A 19,405-nucleotide genomic window follows, 5' to 3' on the forward strand; every position below is an offset into this window, starting at 1 on the left:
AACTGGCTAGATAGTACACTTTCCAGTCGCTTCGTCGATTAAGCAGCCTGTGACAACCTCTCTCTTCTTCGGATTGGTTAACGCTGGATCAACCATGATTATCAAAGGCATGCGGAGCAAGTTGAGCAGACTCTCTCCAGCCGTGGCAGCAATCAGCGCAGCCGAGGGTCGGTATGCATTGATGGCCGCAGCCAGAGTAGGAATGGTCTTGCCCGCGTTGTTCTTATTCAAGAGATCGAGAAAATCCCGAATTGCCTTGCTGTTCGAGTTGAGTATGCCATTGGCAGCTTGCTTCCACTGTGAGAGACTCCACGAGTTTCGACTGGCACCAAACTGCTTCTCAAAGCCTTGTAGGATTTGGTCTGCGGCAGCATTGTAGGCACGATGCATGCCATTGAAGCCCGGCTGGTTGGGGTACCCCACGCCAGCAGCTCCAGCTTTCACAGCGTTCGTAAACTCCGCCGCGAGACCGGTCAAACCTTGCCGCGCTGGAATAAGATGATGTCCGTCGACTGGTGCTTCACCAAACGGATCGACGAACCGCAGGGGATTGTTTAGCGCGTAGGTGTACTTGTTCCAATTTTGAGGATTCTCAAGGAACTCGTTCATTTGGCTTCGAGCGGCCTCTGAAGGCAGACCCGCAGCCGTTGCCATTTGAGCGATCATAATTGGATTGTGCGGGTCTGCCGATGTAAAGCGCCCCATGGCCGAACTCATATACCTCGCCCCAAAGTAATCCAGCCCCGTCTCGGCATCCCGTTCCTTGCCGGTAAACCTCTGCGTCGGCGTCATCCCACTCGTCGTCAGCGTCGAAGCGCTCCGATACGCGGTATCCCCACCCGTCAACTCCCCTCCAAACGGAAAGTAATCAAATCGCCGCGTAGCATTCGTCCCGTCCGTGATCAGCCGGGTGCTTCCCAGATGGTCGGTATGCAAATACTGCGTCCCACCAGTCTCCTGCACCCCGCCATACTCCGCCACCAGATGTCCCATCACATCGTAAACAAAGATCGTTGCAGCAGCAGTGCCGGTCTTCTTCGTCACCCGCCTCCCATCACCGTCGTAAGCGTACACCGTCGCCGCCCCAACGCTCGGCGTACTCGTCCGCAGGCGCTCCTCGTGATCAAACAGCAGACTGCTCCGCCCGTCATTCGCCAGTTGCCCTCCCGCATCGTAGCTGCTGCCCGCAATCCGGTTTCCAGGAAACAGACTCAGCACATTCGCTTCCGTACAAGCCGCCACCTGCGGCGTCATCGGACTCAGATCCGGCCGAAGCACCACCGCACGATTGCCGTGGCGGTCATAGCAGTAGCTCTCCGCAATGCCGGTTCCTCCAGCAGTCGGGCCCTCACTAAAGCTGCTAAGTCGGTTCAACTCGTCGTAAGTATAAACCTGCTTCACGTTCAATCCACCCGGCCCACGAATCGTCTGCTCCTTTGGATTCCCGTTATTCGTGTTCCCGTATCCATACCCAAGATACAACTTCTCCACGGGCAACGAACACCCCGCATCCGGGCATTGCGCCACCGTCAGGCTGGTCAACTGTAAACGATTCGGGTCATATTGATAGCGCTCCCGCAGATTATCGCCATTCAACCGCAACGTATCCAGTGCTCCATGCGCTGTGTAACTCGCGCTCTTCACATACTGCGTCGCCTGGCTAGACTTCGATCCCGTGACTGCCGTCACCTGGGCGATGTCGTCATAGGTGTACATCACTTCCCGCTCACTCGGGTAACGTTCCTTCCACAGCGAACCGTTCCGCAGATACTCATAGCCAGGCAAGGTATCGGTGCCAAAGCGATAGGTCGTCCCGTCTGTGATCTGGCGCGATCGCGTTGGCCGGCCCATCGCATCAAAACTGTCAGTTGCCGTCACTGTTCCGCCCGTCACCTCCACACGTGTCAATCGGCCCTTGGGATAACTTGTAAGTCCTAGGGACGGATTATGTACGTCATAGCTGTAGGTGACCGAAGGCGTGCTCACACCATTTGGCGTCCCCGTATAAGCCTTCGACTGAATGCGATTCCAGGCATCATAGTGGAATCTCGTTGTCGCCGTCACTGTCGAGGCAATACCGCGACTCTGGCTTTTGCTCGTCAGATTTCCCTTGCCATTTGTGGAAGACGTCTCATCGTATACATACGTGACCACGCCGCTTTCCGGGTTGTCTGCCGTTAACAAGCGGCCAATCCTGTCATAGCTAAAAAAACGTCGCTGGTTGCTGCCGGTACAAGCAGTTCCGGCAAGTGCACCGCCCTCGGGACAGACCGTCACCAGTGAATCAAGCACGTTGTACGCGTATCGAGTGGTGATCGACGAGGAACCCGGCCTTTCCACAACAGCAACCAGGCGCCCCAGCCCATCCGTCTTCGTCTTCCGGGCCACCGAGGCTTCGTCAGTAACCGTGGCTCCATCCGGTTCAAACGCCGTCGTCACCGAGAGCGCATCGGGCCGGGTGACCTGAACTACGCGGTCGAGATCGTCATAACTGTTCACGGTGTAGAGATAGGGTGCCGCAGTGGTGGGGTTGGAGACTTTCCACACCCGGCTACGGCCGTCATAGACCTTCGAAATGAAGTTCGGCCCGGTCGTTTCGAGCGTCGCACGTCCGAAACCATCAAAGCGCGTCTCACTTTGCAGCACATCATCGTTCTGCGCGCGGAACGCAGACTTCTTCAAGATCCTCAGATTGAGAGCTGTATCTGTGTAGACATTCCCCGGCACACCGCCATTTCGCATCCGCCGCTCCCTCCCGAGCAGGACATCCTCACCCCGGCTTTGGCCGCTTTTCCGCCACCTGCCGCCGATCCCGTCTATCATCCGGCTTCACTTTTTTCCACTTCGCTCACCACATAATATTGGGTCTATCGCTGATATACACAAGCTGTTGTGGTTGGAGCAGCCTTGCGCTTCATCGCTCCCGCACGGCTCTGTCTACATATGAGCGTGGGTTTCGACTCATGTCCTCCACGGTCGGGAGTAATTGACGGCGGCGTGGATTCAGGACGGCTCTACCGTGGGACGCAGATATAGAACCAGGGCGCTGCAAACTGGGATGCCCTGTCTGCCGTTGGCTGAGATCACCAACGTTATGTAACCGGGAATCGTGACCGCCTCAGAGGATCACTGTCGATGTGAAGGGCCAGTACGCATGACAGACACCTTCGAGCATCGGTGCAGAGTTCCCTGGTGGGACTCTGTTCCTGCATCGATGCTCTAAACCAACCGCATAACACTATAGAGACTGCGAACGACTTCTCCAAGGCTATTCTTGAAGAACGATAGATCGACGTCGCTTGGGCAACGTCATGCTTCGCATGGTTCCTGTTGAACGATCTTTATTGCGTACCTGGAATGGTAAATAGCAGCAGGAACCATCATGGACTCTTTGCTCACCAGCCTCGCTGACGAACTCCTCGTCCAAGACATCACCGAACCAAGCGCCGTTCTCGGCTCTCTTTCCGATCACGATCTCCAAGCCGCCTACGATCACGTCCTCGAACAGTTCGCCCTGGAGCTTGTGATCGGCGCTCACGAAAATTCCGAGTGGCATGACGGCAAGCTCGTCATCGCTGGCAGCCAAGCCAACATCCATCTCCTGCAAGCCGCCTTCTACGCCGTCAAGCTCGAATGCCAGCGGCGTGTGAGCTATTGAAGCATGCCATCGCTTGAGCGTCACGACTTTTTTCGTCGCACAGCGGTAGCCTTGGACTTCGGCTTGACAGCCGGGAGTTCCTTGACAGGCATTCTTGTCAGAGACTCTACAACCGTAAACGTGAACTCGCTAACCAGTTCGTCCTGACCCTTCACCCTGAAGCGATTAACCCCAGTGCGCCCTGTTGAGGGCATAAGCGATACAAATTCCAACGTCTGCCCGTCGAATTTGAGGTCGGAGACTTTCATTGCTTCACCGTCTTGATAGTCTTTAGCCGTCACCTTATATGCTGCTCCGGACTTTCTAATGTTGTATTCGACCAAATAGTCGTCGGAATCAAATGGCTGACTCGACACCCACTTGCCGACAAAGGCATCTTTACGCATTTACTGTGTACCCTCCTCAGGCTTCTTCTTCGGCGGCGGCGGTGGCTTGGGAGCGGGATAGTCGGCTGGTTGCTGAGATCACCAACGTTATGTAGCCGGGAATCGTGACCGCCTCAGAGGATCACGGTCGATGTGAAGGGCCAGTACGCATGACACCTTCGAGCATCGGTGCAGAGTTCCTTGGTGGGACTCTGTTCCTGCATCGATGCTCTAAACCAACCGCATGAGACCTAAAGAAAACAGATTCTAAGGAACTGGATGCGAAGCATCCGTGAGCGAAGCGAACTGCTTCAAGAATGTTCTTGAGGAAACGATGGATCGACGTTGCTCATCGCAACGTCATGCTTCGCATGGTTCCTCTTTTGCGTACCTGGAATGGTAAATAGCAGCAGGAACCAACATGGACTCTTTGCTCACCAACCTCGCCGACGAACTCCTCGTCCAAGACATCACCGAACCGAGCGCCGTTCTCGGCTCTCTTTCCGATCTCGATCTCCAAGCCGCCTACGATCACATCCTCGAACAGTTCGCCCTGGAACTGCTGATCGGTGCTCACGAGAACTCGGACTGGTCCAACGGCAAACTCGTCATCGACGCCAACCACGGCCCCATCCATCTCCTCCAAGCCGCCTTCTATGCGGTGAAGCTCGAATGCCAGCGGCGGGTCTCGGGGGCTATCGGCGGTCGATCAGACGTTCGACGCCCTCCGCTCTGATCAAGTGAACGAGTAAAAGCAACCCTGCATCACTTGCCAACCGTCAACGCCCTTACTGGTTTAGCGACGATTCTGACTGACTCTGGAAGACGCAATAATATCTCTGGATTCTCAGGTTGCATGACTTCCTGCTTTTCAAGCTCGTACACGAATCGGACGTTGACTGTCCCGGATACCTCTGGGCCGAATCGCCAACTGAGAACGTTTCGACGAGCAGCCGACGCCAGCAACGCATTTGCGTGGGCCGTTGGCTCAGCCTGCTGAACAACACCGTTGACAACACGAACTGCGAGAACTACGGTGCCTTCCAACCGGGCCGCAATTGCAGTCGGGGGATACAGCGGCAACTCGCCTGCTGTCACAATAGTCCTAACGTCCAAGCTCTCCGCAAGAAGGGTGGCCGTCAAGACCAGATTCATCGTCAGCAGCATTGCGGCATTCCGCAGTCGGATGTACATATTGTTCTCCTCGTCTATGGCTTCGGCGGTGCGGGAGTCGTAATTGCCGGGAATTGCCGCATTCCCAACTGATTCACGAACGGGAACGAACCCCCAGTATCGATGAATCGGTTGTAGCCGTTTGCCGGGTTAGCAAGCAGGATCATCGTTGTCCCCCGAACCTGGGCGGCGCTCATTCCGGGGCCGAAGGTACAAGGACCACCGCCGCATGCACCCATTTGAGCGGTCTTACCCGCTTCAGATAGAACCGCCGCTGACACGGCGTAGGCATTCATTTCGGTCTGCCAGCTTGTCAGGTTCCTTGATAGGTCGTACTGGCCGTCCATCGTCGCTGTAGCGGCAAAAGCCTGTGCATCCCGGACATGAGTTCCTTCATGGGCAATCGTGTCCCGGAGGCTCACCCCCGACTGACCAGTTTTTATGACGACATCCACGTTCGCACGAAACTTTGACGAGTCGTTGGGATCGATCCCGAGCGAGGCTGTAGCTGTCCCGGCTTTGCCTTTTCCCGGATCGCCAAAGCGAACCGCAACTCCATTATCATTGCCGACCCCACCGTAGGAGGATGCACCTGCTCTCACATCTGAGTTCTTGCTCTTTAGCGCCTCCTGCCGTTGCTTCTCGAAATCCTTGCATTGACTCTCTGTTCCGTTGCACACATACATCCCGGTCGGGTCAATCAAGCGCAAGGGATTGTTACGCACATAAGAGTACATGTTCCACTACTGCGGATCGACGAATTTTTGATCCATGATTATCATCGGATCAGGACTCGTAAACCGCCCCTGCGCCGCCGACATATAACGCGCCCCGAAGTAATCCAGCCCAGTCTCCCCATCTCTCTCTTTGCCGGTAAATCGCTGCGCCGGCGTAACCCCACTCGCCGTCAGCGTCGAAGCACTCCGGTAAGTCGTATCCCCACCCGTCAACTCCCCTCCAAACGGAAAGTAATCAAATCGTCGCGTCGCATTCGTCCCGTCCGTGATCAGCCGGGTGCTCCCCAGATGGTCGGTATGCAAATACTGCGTCCCACCAGTCTCCTGCACCCCGCCATACTCCGCCACCAACTGCCCCATCACATCGTAAACAAAGATCGTCGCAGCAGCAGTACCCGTCTTCTTCGTCACACGCTTCCCATCGCCGTCGTAAGCGTAGACCGTCGCCGCACCAACGCTCGGCGTACTCGTCCGATTGGGTCTTTCTTCTTCTCTTTCTGTGACGGAGACGAGGTAAACCACTGCCAGAGCCCCAAATACAGCTTCTCCACTGGCAACGAACACCCCGCATCCGGGCATTGCGCCACCGTCAGGCTGGTCAGTTGCAAACGATTCGGGTCATATTGATAGCGCTCCCGCAGATTGTCGCCGTTCAAACGCAACGTATCCAGTGCGCCATACGGCGTATAACTTGCACTCTTCACATATTGCGTCGTCTGGCTAGACTTCGATCCCATGACTGTCGTCACCTGGGCGATGTCGTCATAGCTGTACATCACTTCTCGCTCACTCGGGTAACGTTCCTTCTAGAAGCGGTCTCATAAACGTCTGAGTAAGAGTTGTAAGCAACCGAGGCGAACGAAGCCGAGGAAGTTTTCGACGTGATATTCCCAACGATTGACCAAGCGTCGAAAGTGATGAAGCCACGCAAATAGTCGTTCGACGCGCCAGCGCCTACGGTAACGGCGCAGCGGACGACCATCCTGAGTCTTGCCCCGGTTGCGCCGATTCGGCGCGATCATTTCGATGCCGTACTCTTCGGCAAGTTTTTCGTCGAGCTTGTCCGAGTCGTAGGCTTTGTCTCCGATGAGCCGCTTGGGCAGGTCGTTGAGGAAGCTTCCGGCCAAAACGTCTTCCACAAGCTGGCACTCGGCTGGCGAAGCGCTGTCGACAGCAACGGCGAGAGGAAGACTGTTACCAGCGGCGATAGCGATGATCTTCGTGCCCTTGCCGCGGCGGGTGGGACCAACGGCGAGGCCCCCTTTTTTGCGCTCGCGAATGTGGCATCGACGAACGCTTCTTCCAGATTCAACTGACCTCGCTCATGTAAGTAGTGGGCCAACACTCTCAGCGTCTCTTCCAGCTTTCCGCTTCGCACCCACTGTTGAAAACGTCGGTGACAGGTCTGGTACGGCGGATATCTTTCCGGCAGTTCACGCCACTGCGCCCCACTCCCTAAAACCCACATCACCCCGTTCAACACGCATCGAGTATCGTGCCACGGCCTGCCACGGTTATCCGCCCGACGCTGCGGGCGCAGCACCGGCTCCACAACTTCCCATTGGTCGTCTTTTAAATCCCATCGTCCGCGCATACACTTCCGCGCAATTCACCAGAGCTCTTCCAGATTCTCATATTCCGCCCGCTTGTGGTTTATGAGACCGCTTCTAGAATGTTTGCAGCCGTTGGTCAAAACCGGCACTAAGGTGTGGCAAAGAGGCTCAATCGATGCCTCTGCCCCTCACCGAGGTCGATCTGATTTACCCTCCAGCCAGTTAACGAATTTTTTCAGTTCCTCAAACCGAGATTTTGGCAGGAGATATCGCTTATTGACTAAGATGATCCGATCAGGGCCAGAGAACGTTGATTCAGGGTCGATCTGCAATTCAACAGCTTTCGGTAATGGACCACCATCATAAGGAAGTATGTCTTCATCTAACAAAACAAGACCCGCTCCATTCCAAATGCGGCAATGGACGCGTTGCTCAACATCAGCGGCTATGCATTGCTGCCACCAGCCAATCTTGGCACCAAATACAAACACTGCATCGGCAGGCACATTCTGCGGCCGAACAACTTTAGAGGCACACCCACAAACGAAACACAGAAGTAGAAGTACACTCACGCCACAACAGCAATATTGTTTCCGTACTCGCTGAATCTGTTTCTCACTGTTCCTGATTAGAAAATTCCGTCTATGCTGATGGACAAAATTTTTCAATGAACAATTGCCTTCGTACATCATGGACACACCTTGGCTCCGCTTTCCTCTATGTAGCAGAACTTCGACGTACTTTCTGAATCCTTCTTCTTCGGCTCACTAGTCCCCGATGCAGCGCGTTGAGACCAGAGCCAGTGCATCCAGTATTGAAGATTAGGTATCATAAGAGGGGCGGAACCGCTGCCAACACCAGCGGCACGTAAACCATTCGAACAAAACCAAGCACAATCTCTGGACCCAACCCAGTAAGACGGTACTTCTCCTCGACTAGCTTGTTCCCGCGCTGCTGCGATATATGCATCTAATGCGGCAGTCTCTGAATCGGATGTCTTTATATACGCCACGGATACTGATTCTCTAGGCTGCTGTTCGATATCCGCCAATTCGTTTGCTAAAGCCGCTAATGACTCTCTAGTTGGTTTACCACTCTTGTCATACTTGATCTGAGTTTTGAAGTCGATAAAATTATACTTACCTGCGTCATGTGCCGACCCTGCGCGCTTTGGCCCAAAGTCTGCATAGGTACCCCTTCCGTCACGATGGACGGATCCGATACCAGCATGGCCGAAGCCATTAGCTAGACCGCTGAATTTGACTGAAACAGCATCACGACCATCTGGGTCAAAATACGACAGAGGATTGTTCAACGCATATCCGTACATGTTCCAACGCTGCGGATTGATGCGGTGTAGTACCGTAGCCCCAATGGGATCCGCGCTGGTAAACCGTCCCTGTGCCGCCGACATGTATCTCGCCTCAAAATAATCGAGCCCCGTCTCGGCATCCCGTTCCTTGCCGGTAAACCGCTGTGTCGGCGTCATCCCACTCGTCGTCAGCGTAGAAGCACTCCGGTAAGTCGTATCCCCACCCGTCAACTCCCCTCCAAACGGAAAGTAATCAAATCGCCGCGTAGCATTCGTCCCGTCCGTGATCAGCCGGGTGCTTCCCAGATGGTCGGTATGCAAATACTGCGTCCCACCAGTCTCCTGCACCCCGCCATACTCCGCCACCAGATGTCCCATCACATCGTAAACAAAGATCGTTGCAGCAGCAGTGCCGGTCTTCTTCGTCACCCGCCTCCCATCACCGTCGTAAGCGTACACCGTCGCCGCCCCAACGCTCGGCGTACTCGTCCGCAGGCGCTCCTCGTGATCAAACAGCAGACTGCTCCGCCCGTCATTCGCCAGTTGCCCTCCCGCATCGTAGCTGCTGCCCGCAATCCGGTTTCCAGGAAACAGACTCAGCACATTCGCTTCCGTACAAGCCGCCACCTGCGGCGTCATCGGACTCAGATCCGGCCGAAGCACCACCGCACGATTGCCGTGGCGGTCATAGCAGTAGCTCTCCGCAATGCCGGTTCCTCCAGCAGTCGGGCCCTCACTAAAGCTGCTAAGTCGGTTCAACTCGTCGTAAGTATAAACCTGCTTCACGTTCAATCCACCCGGCCCACGAATCGTCTGCTCCTTTGGATTCCCGTTATTCGTGTTCCCGTATCCATACCCAAGATACAACTTCTCCACGGGCAACGAACACCCCGCATCCGGGCATTGCGCCACCGTCAGGCTGGTCAACTGTAAACGATTCGGGTCATATTGATAGCGCTCCCGCAGATTGTCGCCGTTCAAACGCAACGTATCCAGTGCGCCATGCGGCGTATAACTCGCTCTCTTCACATATTGCGTCGTCTGGCTAGACTTCGATCCCGTGACTGCCGTCACCTGGGCGAGGTCGTCGTAACTGTACATCACTTCCCGCGCGCTCGGGTAGCGCTCCTTCCACAGCGAACCATTTCGCAGGTACTCGTAGCCAGGCAAGGTATCGGTGCCGAAGCGATAGGTCGCGCGTCAAACAGCCTTATACGCAACGACAAACTAAGGATTCAACGTCCTAAACCCAATGATAGCGGCCCAAAGACACACTGCAAGTTCGCAGATCAGGACGACACCGACAATTCGACCCATCATCCCAGACTCGAATGGGACCTCGCCTGTCTTAGCTCCCCAAATACCTATCACGAGCGACGATGCCAGCAAGCCGACCTCAATTGCGATCATCCCAAACTTCGTCTGAATAGGAACACCTGGAACCATGGCCATCACAAAAGTGAATAGGATAAATATCAGAGTAGAGAGTGCCGATGATATCCAATACACCCAAAGCCGAACTGGCCTCCCTTCCGGTTCTCGGTCTTTTTGCATCCTCATATCAGTATGCATCTCGCACCATGCTAGCGACGACACGTGCTCGTTAACGTGTTGGTGGCGCCGTCCCATGAGTCGGTGCATTCTTTATTTAGAAGCTCCAAGAATCGAAACGAGTCGTAGCCGGGGCGAGGTGGTCCACCATCAGTCCAACGCTGGCTCCTCCTGCCTCACGGAGACAGAGCCACCCATATCCATACCCAAAATACAGCTTCTCCGCCGCTAACGAACAGCCCGCATCCGGGGATTGCGCCACCATCAGGCTGGTCAACTGCAAACGATTCGGATCATATTGATAGCGCGCCCGCAAAGGATTCCGATTCTGCCAAGGACCAATCTACCCGTGGCTTCTTCGAACGGCGGAACTTACTGTGAGTACGATCCAAAACAAGCAAGCGTAGAAGATGAAAGAGCAGAGGATCGCTTCGAATATTGCCAAGAGAGAATGAGTCGGCATGAACAACTTTCCGGCAACAATTCCAGGCGGCGTAGTCAGCAAATCAGCGATCCAAGAAATGGGCGATGTCCTTTCGCCATGCAGCAGTGCTGAAACGAAGAGAAACATATTCAGAGCCAATGACAACAGGATCGCAAGCAGGAGGCGTAGTATGACGCGTTTCATATAGACAGATCTTAATGATGGCACCCTGCGGCATTTCACAGCGCACATTGCTAGCCTCATCTTCTTTGATCAGGGACCGCGCTGTGCTTTGCACTTGTATTACGGAATAGTAGTGCCGCACTAACTCGGATATCCGCTTTGTCGCTTCAGATTCACAGGTGCCTTCCGTCAATCCTTTCCGCCGAACCTGATCGGGACCGTGTTGCATAAATGTCGCCATCGTTAACCGAATTGCTAACCCCATTCGAGACCAATCGGCCGCTGCCCTATCATTCGTATAGGAGGCAAAGGGAGGAGCGTTAGATCCCACACTCGCAATCATCGCACCGGCGACGGCGTAGCCAGGCGTTGCTGCGTCGTGCCTATAAACAAATATTCAATGCTGGAGTCTGGAATACCATACAATCCGGTAAATTGATACAGATGTTCCTGCACCGATCGGCCCTCTACCTTGGAACCCAACTGCCTAAGCTGATCCCCATCACCCTCGAGGTATCGATCCGTGGCCCAGCCCTGCTCGATCTCGCTCTTGGTCTGAATCTTGTTCCTCTGGCGAAAGTCCAGCCAGAGACAGCCATCACGGACGGGTAACGATTCAGCGCCTTTGACATGGTACTCTACCGTCACCCAGCCCACGAAGTTTGATGAGAATACAAAACACTTTGGCTGCCTAGAAGCGGTCTCATAAACGTCTGAGTAAGAGTTGTAAGCAACCGAGGCGAACGAAGCCGAGGAAGTTTTCGACGTGATATTCCCAACGATTGACCAAGCGTCGAAAGTGATGAAGCCACGCAAATAGTCGTTCGACGCGCCAGCGCCTACGGTAACGGCGCAGCGGACGACCATCCTGAGTCTTGCCCCGGTTGCGCCGATTCGGCGCGATCATTTCGATGCCGTACTCTTCGGCAAGTTTTTCGTCGAGCTTGTCCGAGTCGTAGGCTTTGTCTCCGATGAGCCGCTTGGGCAGGTCGTTGAGGAAGCTTCCGGCCAAAACGTCTTCCACAAGCTGGCACTCGGCTGGCGAAGCGCTGTCGACAGCAACGGCGAGAGGAAGACTGTTACCAGCGGCGATAGCGATGATCTTCGTGCCCTTGCCGCGGCGGGTGGGACCAACGGCGAGGCCCCCTTTTTTGCGCTCGCGAATGTGGCATCGACGAACGCTTCTTCCAGATTCAACTGACCTCGCTCATGTAAGTAGTGGGCCAACACTCTCAGCGTCTCTTCCAGCTTTCCGCTTCGCACCCACTGTTGAAAACGTCGGTGACAGGTCTGGTACGGCGGATATCTTTCCGGCAGTTCACGCCACTGCGCCCCACTCCCTAAAACCCACATCACCCCGTTCAACACGCATCGAGTATCGTGCCACGGCCTGCCACGGTTATCCGCCCGACGCTGCGGGCGCAGCACCGGCTCCACAACTTCCCATTGGTCGTCTTTTAAATCCCATCGTCCGCGCATACACTTCCGCGCAATTCACCAGAGCTCTTCCAGATTCTCATATTCCGCCCGCTTGTGGTTTATGAGACCGCTTCTAGTCTCCTGAGTCCTAAGTGGCTGGCATAATATAACCGCTTGTTCTATGGTTGAAGCATGGAAGCGAAGCGAGGACGACCCAAGAAGCAGGAGTTGGTGGTAACCGAGCAGCAACGGGAAGAGTTGGAACGGTTGGTGCGGCAGCCAAGAAAATCCCGAGCAACAGCGTTTCGGGCACGAATCATCCTGGAATGCGACGGCGGATTGAGTAACGCCGCAGTTGCGGCGAAGCTGAGGACAACTGGGTTTACTGTTGGATTCTGGCGTAATCGTTTCATTGTGGGCGGGATCTCAACTTTGGGAGATGAGCCTCGGCCCGGGGCGCCACGAGAAATCGGCGACGACAAGATTGAGCAGGTCGTCCGGCTCACACTGGAGAAGGCCCCCAAGGGAGCAACCCATTGGTCCAGCCGAATGCTGGCGACGAGAACAGGACTGAGTCAATCCACCATCAGCCGCATCTGGCGTGCCTTTGGTCTGAAGCCACATCGAAGCGAAACCTTCCAGTTGTCGAACGATCCGTTGCTGGTTGACAAAGTGCGGGACATTATTGGGCTCTATCTGTCGCCCCCGCATCATGCGTTGGTGCTGTGCGTGGATGAGAAAAGTCAGATCCAGGCGCTAAGCCGGAACCAACCCGTGTTGCCGCTACGAAGCGGTCAACTTGAGCGCCGCACGCACGACTATCAACGACATGGAGTGACCAGTCTGTTTGCGGCTCTGGATATCGCCACCGGCCGGGTATTGGGCAAATGCTATCGCCGTCATCGCTCTGTAGAGTTCCTCGATTTCTTGAAAAAAATCGATGCGGCCGCCCCTGCCGACCTGGATGTCCATCTGGTGCTGGATAACTACGGAACGCACAAGACCGCCAAGGTTCGACAGTGGCTCCAAAAGAGGCCCCGGTATCATCTGCACTTTACTCCCACACATGCCTCTTGGTTGAACCAAGTCGAACGCTGGTTTGCGTTGTTGACACAACGGCAAATCAAGCGTGGCTCTCATCGAAGCGTCTCGGAACTAGAGGACGCTATTCGGAAGTTCATTGCCGTGCACAACGAGCAACCCAAACCATTCCTCTGGACCAAATCTGCCTCTCAAATTCTTGAGTCCATCGCCCGCTTTGCTTCAACCACCCTTGCCGCCCATCAACCGAACACTTCTGCTAGAAATCAATGACTCAGGAGACTAGTGTCTCCTGAACAACTGCCAAATAGAATCAGACCTAATAGTAATAGCAGGACGTGACTCGCCTTATTCATTTCTGAGCCGTCCCTCTCAGTGAACGCTCATCGACTCTTTGGAGACCTCACTACGTCTAAGAATTGTTTCAGTTCACTGAACCGCGACTCCGGGAGAAGTATACGGCCGTTAGACAATGCGATCTCGCTCGGCCCACCAGATGGGTTCGAGGAATCAATTCTAAGTTCCGTCGCTGAAACATATCCCCGTTGATCATATGGAAAGAATCTTTCGTCATAGAGAACAGCACCTCGCAGGTTCCAAATAATGCAATGTGGATATGTCCTCTCACCCTTGCTTTCACAATACTGCCACCAACCGGCCTTTGATCCAGAGATAAATGTAGCCGCAGCATTTACGTTCAGAGGAGGCATGGGCTGCTTATGACATGCCGTCTCCAGCAAACTAATTACCGCGACCTTAGCCATAGACCCGGATAGTTTATTGCCCATTTAAATGCACCCGGGCCGAGTGTCCCCAGCCTGACATGGCTCAAATTTCGTTTCATTGCGAATATCTAGCTTCTTATCGGATCCACTATAACTAACGTGCGACATAAAACTAAACCATATAAACGTAATATTTGGTATCTCAGCGGATTTCGACTGAGATGGAATCTTCGCGGACTGCAGCGCGCAATGAGTAAAGTTGATGCAGTCGCGAAACCCAACCCAGTAGCGAGGTGCGCCTCCTAGATGCTGTTGACTGGCCGCATCAGCCAAATAAGCCTCAAGAGACGCAGTTTCAGATTCGGACGTCTTGTAGTAAGCCAACGCGAGTGAACTCTCAGGTTCGGATAGAACTCCAGCTAACTCAGATGTTAGCGACGCAAGTGACTCTTTCGATGGAATTCCACGCTGATCGACCGAAATTACTGTTTTTAACGGCTGGATGGTATACTTTCCCTTATCTGCTGGCCGACCCGCGTGGAGCGGTGCAAAATCACCATATGTTGCTTTCCCTGCCTTTGTGACCGAGATCACGCCTGAGTGCCCTAGTCCCATCGCGCCTTTTCCGACTTTAACAGCGATCGCATCGCGCCCATCAGGATCAACATAAACGAGTGGATTGCCTGGCGTATAGGAATACATATTCCATCTTTGTGGATTGACCAATTTCAATATATTGACTCCAAACGGATCGGAAGAAGTAAACCGCCCCTGTGCCGCCGACAGATACCTCGCCCCAAAATAATCCAGCCCCGTCTCGGCATCCCGTTCTTTGCCGGTAAACCGCTGCGCCGGCGTAACCCCACTCGCCGTCAGCGTCGAAGCACTCCGGTAAGTCGAATCCCCACCCGTCAACTCCCCTCCAAACGGAAAGTAATCAAATCGCCGCGTCGCATTCGTCCCGTCCGTGATCAGCCGGGTGCTTCCCAGATGGTCGGTATGCAAATACTGCGTCCCCCCAGTCTCCTGCACCCCGCCATACTCCGCCACCAACTGCCCCATCACATCGTAAACAAAGATCGTCGCAGCAGCGGTGCCCGTCTTCTTCGTCACCCGCTTCCCATCGCCGTCGTAAGCATAGACCGTCGCCGCACCAACGCTCGGCGTACTCGTCATCAGGCGCTCTTCGTGATCAAACAGCAGATTGCTCCGCCCGTCATAAGACAGTTGCCCTCCCGCGTCATAGCTGCTGCCCGCAATCCGGTTCCCAGGAAACAGACTCAGCACATTCGCTTCCGTACAAGCCGCCACCTGCGGCGTCATCGGACTCAGATCCGATCGCAGCACCACCGCACGATTGCCGTGGCGGTCATAACAGTAGCTTTCCGCAATGCCGGTTCCTCCAGCAGTCGGGCCCTCACTAAAACTGCTCAGACGATTCAACTCATCATAAGTATAAACCTGCTTCACATTCAGCCCACCCGGCCCACGAATCGTCTGCTCCTTTGGATTCCCGTTATTCGTGTTCCCGTATCCATACCCAAGATACAGCTTCTCCGCTGGCACCGAACACCCCGCATCCGGGCATTGCGCCACCGTCAGGCTGGTCAACTGTAAACGATTCGGGTCATATTGATAGCGCTCCCGCAGATTATCGCCATTCAACCGCAACGTATCCAGTGCTCCATGCGCTGTGTAACTCGCGCTCTTCACATACTGCGTCGCCTGGCTAGACTTCGATCCCGTGACTGCCGTCACCTGGGCGATGTCGTCATAGGTGTACATCACTTCCCGCTCACTCGGGTAACGTTCCTTCCACAGCGAACCGTTCCGCAGGTACTCGTAGCCAGGCAAGGTATCGGTGCCGAAGCGATAGGTCGTCCCGTCTGTGATCTGGCGCGATCGCGTTGGCCGGCCCATCGCATCAAAGCTGTCGGTTGCTGTCACCGTTCCGCCAGCCACCTCCACCCGTGTCAATCGGCCCTTGGGATAACTTGTAAGTCCTAGGGACGGATTATGTACGTCATAGCTGTAGGTGACCGAAGGCGTGCTCACACCATTTGGCGTCCCCGTATAAGCCTTCGACTGAATGCGATTCCAGGCATCATAGTGGAATCTCGTTGTCGCCGTCACTGTCGAGGCAATACCGCGACTCTGGCTTTTGCTCGTCAGATTTCCCTTGCCATTTGTGGAAGCCGTCTCATCGTATACATACGTGACCACGCCGCTTTCCGGGTTGTCTGCCGTTAACAAGCGGCCAATCCTGTCATAGCTAAAAAAACGTCGCTGGTTGCTGCCGGTACAAGCAGTTCCGGCAAGTGCACCGCCCTCGGGACAGACCGTCACCAGTGAATCAAGCACGTTGTACGCGTATCGAGTGGTGATCGACGAGGAACCCGGCCTTTCCACAACAGCAACCAGGCGCCCCAGCCCATCCGTCTTCGTCTTCCGGGCCACCGAGGCTTCGTCAGTAACCGTGGCTCCATCCGGTTCAAACGCCGTCGTCACCGAGAGCGCATCGGGCCGGGTGACCTGAACTACGCGGTCGAGATCGTCATAACTGTTCACGGTGTAGAGATAGGGTGCCGCAGTGGTGGGGTTGGAGACTTTCCACACCCGGCTACGGCCGTCATAGACCTTCGAAATGAAGTTCGGCCCGGTCGTTTCGAGCGTCGCACGTCCGAAACCATCAAAGCGCGTCTCACTTTGCAGCACATCATCGTTCTGTGCGCGGAAAGCAGACTTCTTCAAGACCCTCAGATTGAGAGCTGTATCCGTGTAGACATAATTCGTCCTCGATTCCACACCGCTAACGCCAACAGCGCGCGTCACCTCGAGAGGACGGTCAAACTTTAGAACATCCGTCTCGTAAACGAAGTTGGTGACCACTCCATTCACATCAGTGAAACTTCGGGGCTTTCCAATCCAACAGTCATAACTGGCCGTCGTGGTCATCGCGGATAATCCACTCACGGCCGGCAGTGTGGTGGTGGTAGGGTAGGCAAGTTGTGCCGTAGTGGATGGCGTGGAAGTGCAGTTGTCCACATACGAGATCGTGGTCGTGTTTCCGTTTGCATCCGTGCTGCTCCGAACATTTCCAAGAATGTCGTAGCTGACACTACTACCCAACGACGCGCTTCCACTCACGGAGGTGGTCGTGGTGGTTGGATTCCCGCGGGCGACCATACTGGTTCCATATCCAGTGCTATCGTGCCCCACACTCACAATGGCTTCGGCAGCCTGGAGACTTCCTCCATCGTAAGAGATTGTGGTCGAGGATGCCAGGCTGTTACTGCCATCAAACACTTGGCTCGATGCAGGCAAATTCATGAGATGCACCGAATCGTCTATGTAGCCGCTCGTACTCACAAAACTCACAAGTTTCTTTCTGACATAGCCGGACCCGATGGCGGCGCAACTGACCGGCACCGTGTACTCCGGCCCAGTGCCGTCCGCCTCCGTGCGGGTCACCGTAGCCCCAAATGCGGGAGCGGCTCCAAAATCGTACTCGTAGCTTTCCGTCTGATTGCCAAACGCGTCGTAGACGAACTGACGGCCCGAGGTGACGGAGGCAAGGCTGGCGTGCATCCGGGTCGTACGCTCCTGGCAGGGCCGTAATGCAAGATCAGCTCCTTGCACATAAGCGGTTTCCGACTTCAAAAGCTTCGGCACGACCGTACTGAACTCCCTGCCCAGAAAAGCATCCCGATCGGGAAGGAATTGTACCAAGGAACCTGGAATGGGGATTACCGAACGCGCCGGTGAAATTGGAATCGGCGGAGAGCTGAGACGCGAAGACCCATCATAGAAATAATGCCGCGTGGAGATTGGGGATGAGATTCCCTCACCGCTCTCAAGCGTCTCGACATAAGGAAGTACCTTGAAGGTGATCTGTCCGGCACTGTTGCTGGAGACAGCGCTCTCACGCCGGGAATAGACAGTCCGTCCTTCATAAGCAGTGTCCGGTCCGCTGGGATAGGTCCGCCGCTCCACCAATCGGCGATAAATCCCTGGGGTCCACGGCGAGACGCCGCTCGTGTCCGCTGTAAATCCCGGTTCTGACAGAATCTGGCCACTTGCATAGACCTGTGAAATACCTAATGGATTTGCCACCCCGGCATCGTGGTCATATTCAACAGCGGCTCCCGATGGCAGAATCATTCGCGCCAACTCGCTGTAGGAGTTATAGCGAAACTGGTAGCGTCGACTGTCCTGCAAGACAATTTCCAGCGGTAGTTGGTCAAACTGCGCGAGCCCCCCGGCAGTGATCTCTGGAAACAGATTACTGAAATACGGGAGACCAGTTCTCAGGTAGCCGGACAAGCTCTGGTTTCGTAGGCGCTTCACGCGAATCTCGTGGTCAATGCCATTCGCCCCTTGTAGCGGATCAGATCCACGTATTCCGATGATTCATACACGTCCGTTCTCACCGTAGTGATACGGTCTTGTGAATCGTGAACATCCAATCCATTGCTGAAGTACTCGATCTTGGTCCGATTTCCATTTCGATCCTTGATCTCAGTAATTTTGCCGTCAACCACCGTGTAGCGGGTTCCATTCGGAAACAGGAGTACACCTGACGTGGCGTTTTCATGCGGGTCTAGTGGATTTGGGCTATCAGTGAAAGTGGCATCTGCGGTATAAGTGATCCCGGAACCGTCCGTAGCTTGAAAGCGAGGTCCCCGCGTGACAATCGTAGCTGACGGATTGCAACCAGCCCCGGTTTGAACGACAGTTCCGTCATACAACTCGTGCTGCGTCCCATCCGGCTCCTCAAACACAATGTGACTCAGCGTCTTATCGTATCGATGAGCGCCGGCATTTGCACAGAGATACGGGGTGCGGGCAGCACGCTTCCGATAAACGATGCCTGGCGAATAGTTGGATTGGTAAGGCCTGAGTTCGGCGTTGGAGTAGCTTCCGTTATGGTTAAATCCAGTCACTTGGGTCGGCGTACCGCTGTTGTCATAAACTGCGGTACTTGACATCTGCGCCGTCCACGGCTGCGTGCTCACCCGTACAGATATCGTGTAGCCAGCTTCTCCACGTCCGCCAATGCTCAGAATGGGAACGACCACGGAGAGATGTCCGTTGTAAAGATTGATCCTCTCAAGTTGAGAGGGCGCGACGGCGCCAATGGGTGCGCCGGGCTGGATGGCAGGAGGAGTCGCCCCATCGGTGATTCCTGTCTTCACAGTCTGCGCCATCGCGCCGATAGCCAAGGTGGCAATAACAAATATCTTTTGAAACATTCTGAGTGGCAT

At 54.9% G+C, this 19,405-nt stretch carries 17 protein-coding genes; 4 read left to right on the forward strand and 13 right to left on the reverse strand.

Annotation, left to right across the window (positions count from 1 at the left end; translation table 11 throughout):
- Positions 1-6 precede the first annotated feature (6 nt).
- Complete coding sequence (locus M017_RS0102225; RefSeq protein WP_031495441.1) at positions 7-2,742, reverse strand: RHS repeat domain-containing protein; 2,736 nt, start codon at positions 2,740-2,742, stop codon at positions 7-9.
- Between the two features lie 640 nt (positions 2,743-3,382).
- On the opposite strand from M017_RS0102225, the gene M017_RS0102230 reads away from it, so the two are divergent.
- On the forward strand, positions 3,383-3,658 hold the full coding sequence (locus tag M017_RS0102230; RefSeq protein ID WP_031495443.1) for a hypothetical protein: 276 nt from the start codon (positions 3,383-3,385) through the stop codon (positions 3,656-3,658).
- Between the two features lie 20 nt (positions 3,659-3,678).
- Here M017_RS0102230 and M017_RS0102235 read toward each other — a convergent pair whose 3' ends face one another.
- Positions 3,679-4,044, reverse strand: coding sequence for a hypothetical protein (locus M017_RS0102235; protein WP_031495445.1), 366 nt, complete (start codon positions 4,042-4,044; stop codon positions 3,679-3,681).
- Positions 4,045-4,444: 400 nt separating this feature from the next.
- Between M017_RS0102235 and M017_RS0102240 the strand changes: the two genes are divergently transcribed.
- Positions 4,445-4,759: a hypothetical protein gene (locus tag M017_RS0102240; RefSeq protein WP_031495447.1), complete on the forward strand. Its 315-nt coding sequence runs from the start codon at positions 4,445-4,447 to the stop codon at positions 4,757-4,759.
- A 29-nt stretch (positions 4,760-4,788) separates the two neighbouring features.
- On the opposite strand, the gene M017_RS0102245 is transcribed toward M017_RS0102240, so the two are convergent.
- The 8 genes from M017_RS0102245 to M017_RS0102275 all read right to left on the reverse strand — a co-directional run bounded on the left by M017_RS0102245 (position 4,789) and on the right by M017_RS0102275 (position 10,665).
- Entirely contained in the window at positions 4,789-5,217 is a 429-nt protein-coding gene (locus M017_RS0102245) for an energy transducer TonB (protein WP_031495448.1), read from the reverse strand.
- 14 nt (positions 5,218-5,231) lie between these two features.
- Positions 5,232-5,933 carry an RHS repeat-associated core domain-containing protein gene (locus M017_RS0102250; protein WP_155121184.1) on the reverse strand — a complete coding sequence of 234 codons (702 nt, stop codon included), beginning with the start codon at positions 5,931-5,933 and terminating at the stop codon, positions 5,232-5,234.
- 6 nt (positions 5,934-5,939) lie between these two features.
- On the reverse strand, positions 5,940-6,344 hold the full coding sequence (locus M017_RS0102255; protein ID WP_162179815.1) for an RHS repeat-associated core domain-containing protein: 405 nt from the start codon (positions 6,342-6,344) through the stop codon (positions 5,940-5,942).
- On the reverse strand, positions 6,341-6,712 hold the full coding sequence (locus M017_RS29625; protein WP_162179816.1) for a hypothetical protein: 372 nt from the start codon (positions 6,710-6,712) through the stop codon (positions 6,341-6,343). The genes M017_RS0102255 and M017_RS29625 overlap by 4 nt, the downstream gene beginning before the upstream one ends.
- 39 nt (positions 6,713-6,751) lie before the next feature.
- Positions 6,752-7,527 (reverse strand): IS5 family transposase gene (locus M017_RS28465; RefSeq protein ID WP_202901601.1). Its coding sequence is split into 2 segments (ribosomal slippage): positions 6,752-7,188 and positions 7,188-7,527, totalling 777 coding nucleotides; the frame shifts between segments, so codons are not numbered across the junction.
- Between the two features lie 147 nt (positions 7,528-7,674).
- A complete protein-coding gene (locus M017_RS29090) occupies positions 7,675-7,992 on the reverse strand; it encodes a hypothetical protein (RefSeq protein ID WP_155121185.1) in 318 nt (105 codons plus the stop codon).
- Between the two features lie 182 nt (positions 7,993-8,174).
- Positions 8,175-9,968, reverse strand: coding sequence for an RHS repeat domain-containing protein (locus M017_RS0102265; protein WP_162179817.1), 1,794 nt, complete (start codon positions 9,966-9,968; stop codon positions 8,175-8,177).
- 478 nt (positions 9,969-10,446) lie between these two features.
- Positions 10,447-10,665 (reverse strand): hypothetical protein, encoded by a 219-nt coding sequence (locus M017_RS0102275; protein ID WP_031495457.1) that lies wholly within the window; start codon positions 10,663-10,665, stop codon positions 10,447-10,449.
- A 735-nt stretch (positions 10,666-11,400) separates the two neighbouring features.
- Between M017_RS0102275 and M017_RS29095 the strand changes: the two genes are divergently transcribed.
- On the forward strand, positions 11,401-11,568 hold the full coding sequence (locus M017_RS29095; RefSeq protein ID WP_155121187.1) for a hypothetical protein: 168 nt from the start codon (positions 11,401-11,403) through the stop codon (positions 11,566-11,568).
- Positions 11,569-11,659: 91 nt separating this feature from the next.
- Here the strand turns inward: M017_RS29095 and M017_RS28470 are convergent.
- Positions 11,660-12,435 (reverse strand): IS5 family transposase gene (locus M017_RS28470; protein ID WP_202901601.1). Its coding sequence is split into 2 segments (ribosomal slippage): positions 11,660-12,096 and positions 12,096-12,435, totalling 777 coding nucleotides; the frame shifts between segments, so codons are not numbered across the junction.
- A 132-nt stretch (positions 12,436-12,567) separates the two neighbouring features.
- Here M017_RS28470 and M017_RS0102295 point away from each other — a divergent pair.
- Positions 12,568-13,689, forward strand: coding sequence for an IS630 family transposase (locus tag M017_RS0102295; protein ID WP_051669437.1), 1,122 nt, complete (start codon positions 12,568-12,570; stop codon positions 13,687-13,689).
- A gap of 515 nt (positions 13,690-14,204) precedes the next feature.
- Here M017_RS0102295 and M017_RS0102300 read toward each other — a convergent pair.
- A complete protein-coding gene (locus tag M017_RS0102300) occupies positions 14,205-18,488 on the reverse strand; it encodes an RHS repeat domain-containing protein (protein WP_155121188.1) in 4,284 nt (1,427 codons plus the stop codon).
- Positions 18,485-19,405: a hypothetical protein gene (locus M017_RS0102305; RefSeq protein ID WP_238325788.1), complete on the reverse strand. Its 921-nt coding sequence runs from the start codon at positions 19,403-19,405 to the stop codon at positions 18,485-18,487. Before M017_RS0102305 ends, M017_RS0102300 begins: the two co-directional genes overlap by 4 nt.

It is taken from the genome of Bryobacter aggregatus MPL3 (assembly GCF_000702445.1).
GTDB classification, from domain to species: Bacteria; Acidobacteriota; Terriglobia; order Bryobacterales; family Bryobacteraceae; genus Bryobacter; species Bryobacter aggregatus.

What these genes read in the sequence shown, in the direction of transcription:
- M017_RS0102295 (WP_051669437.1), top strand. Translation starts at nt 12,568, where the DNA reads ATGGAAGCGAAGCGAGGACGACCCAAGAAGCAGGAGTTGGTGGTAACC.
- M017_RS0102235 (WP_031495445.1), bottom strand. Translation starts at nt 4,044, where the DNA reads ATGCGTAAAGATGCCTTTGTCGGCAAGTGGGTGTCGAGTCAGCCATTT.
- M017_RS0102250 (WP_155121184.1), bottom strand. Translation starts at nt 5,933, where the DNA reads ATGTACTCTTATGTGCGTAACAATCCCTTGCGCTTGATTGACCCGACC.
- M017_RS0102245 (WP_031495448.1), bottom strand. Translation starts at nt 5,217, where the DNA reads ATGTACATCCGACTGCGGAATGCCGCAATGCTGCTGACGATGAATCTG.
- M017_RS0102225 (WP_031495441.1), bottom strand. Translation starts at nt 2,742, where the DNA reads ATGCGAAATGGCGGTGTGCCGGGGAATGTCTACACAGATACAGCTCTC.
- M017_RS0102230 (WP_031495443.1), top strand. Translation starts at nt 3,383, where the DNA reads ATGGACTCTTTGCTCACCAGCCTCGCTGACGAACTCCTCGTCCAAGAC.
- M017_RS29095 (WP_155121187.1), top strand. Translation starts at nt 11,401, where the DNA reads ATGTTCCTGCACCGATCGGCCCTCTACCTTGGAACCCAACTGCCTAAG.
- M017_RS0102305 (WP_238325788.1), bottom strand. Translation starts at nt 19,405, where the DNA reads ATGCCACTCAGAATGTTTCAAAAGATATTTGTTATTGCCACCTTGGCT.
- M017_RS0102240 (WP_031495447.1), top strand. Translation starts at nt 4,445, where the DNA reads ATGGACTCTTTGCTCACCAACCTCGCCGACGAACTCCTCGTCCAAGAC.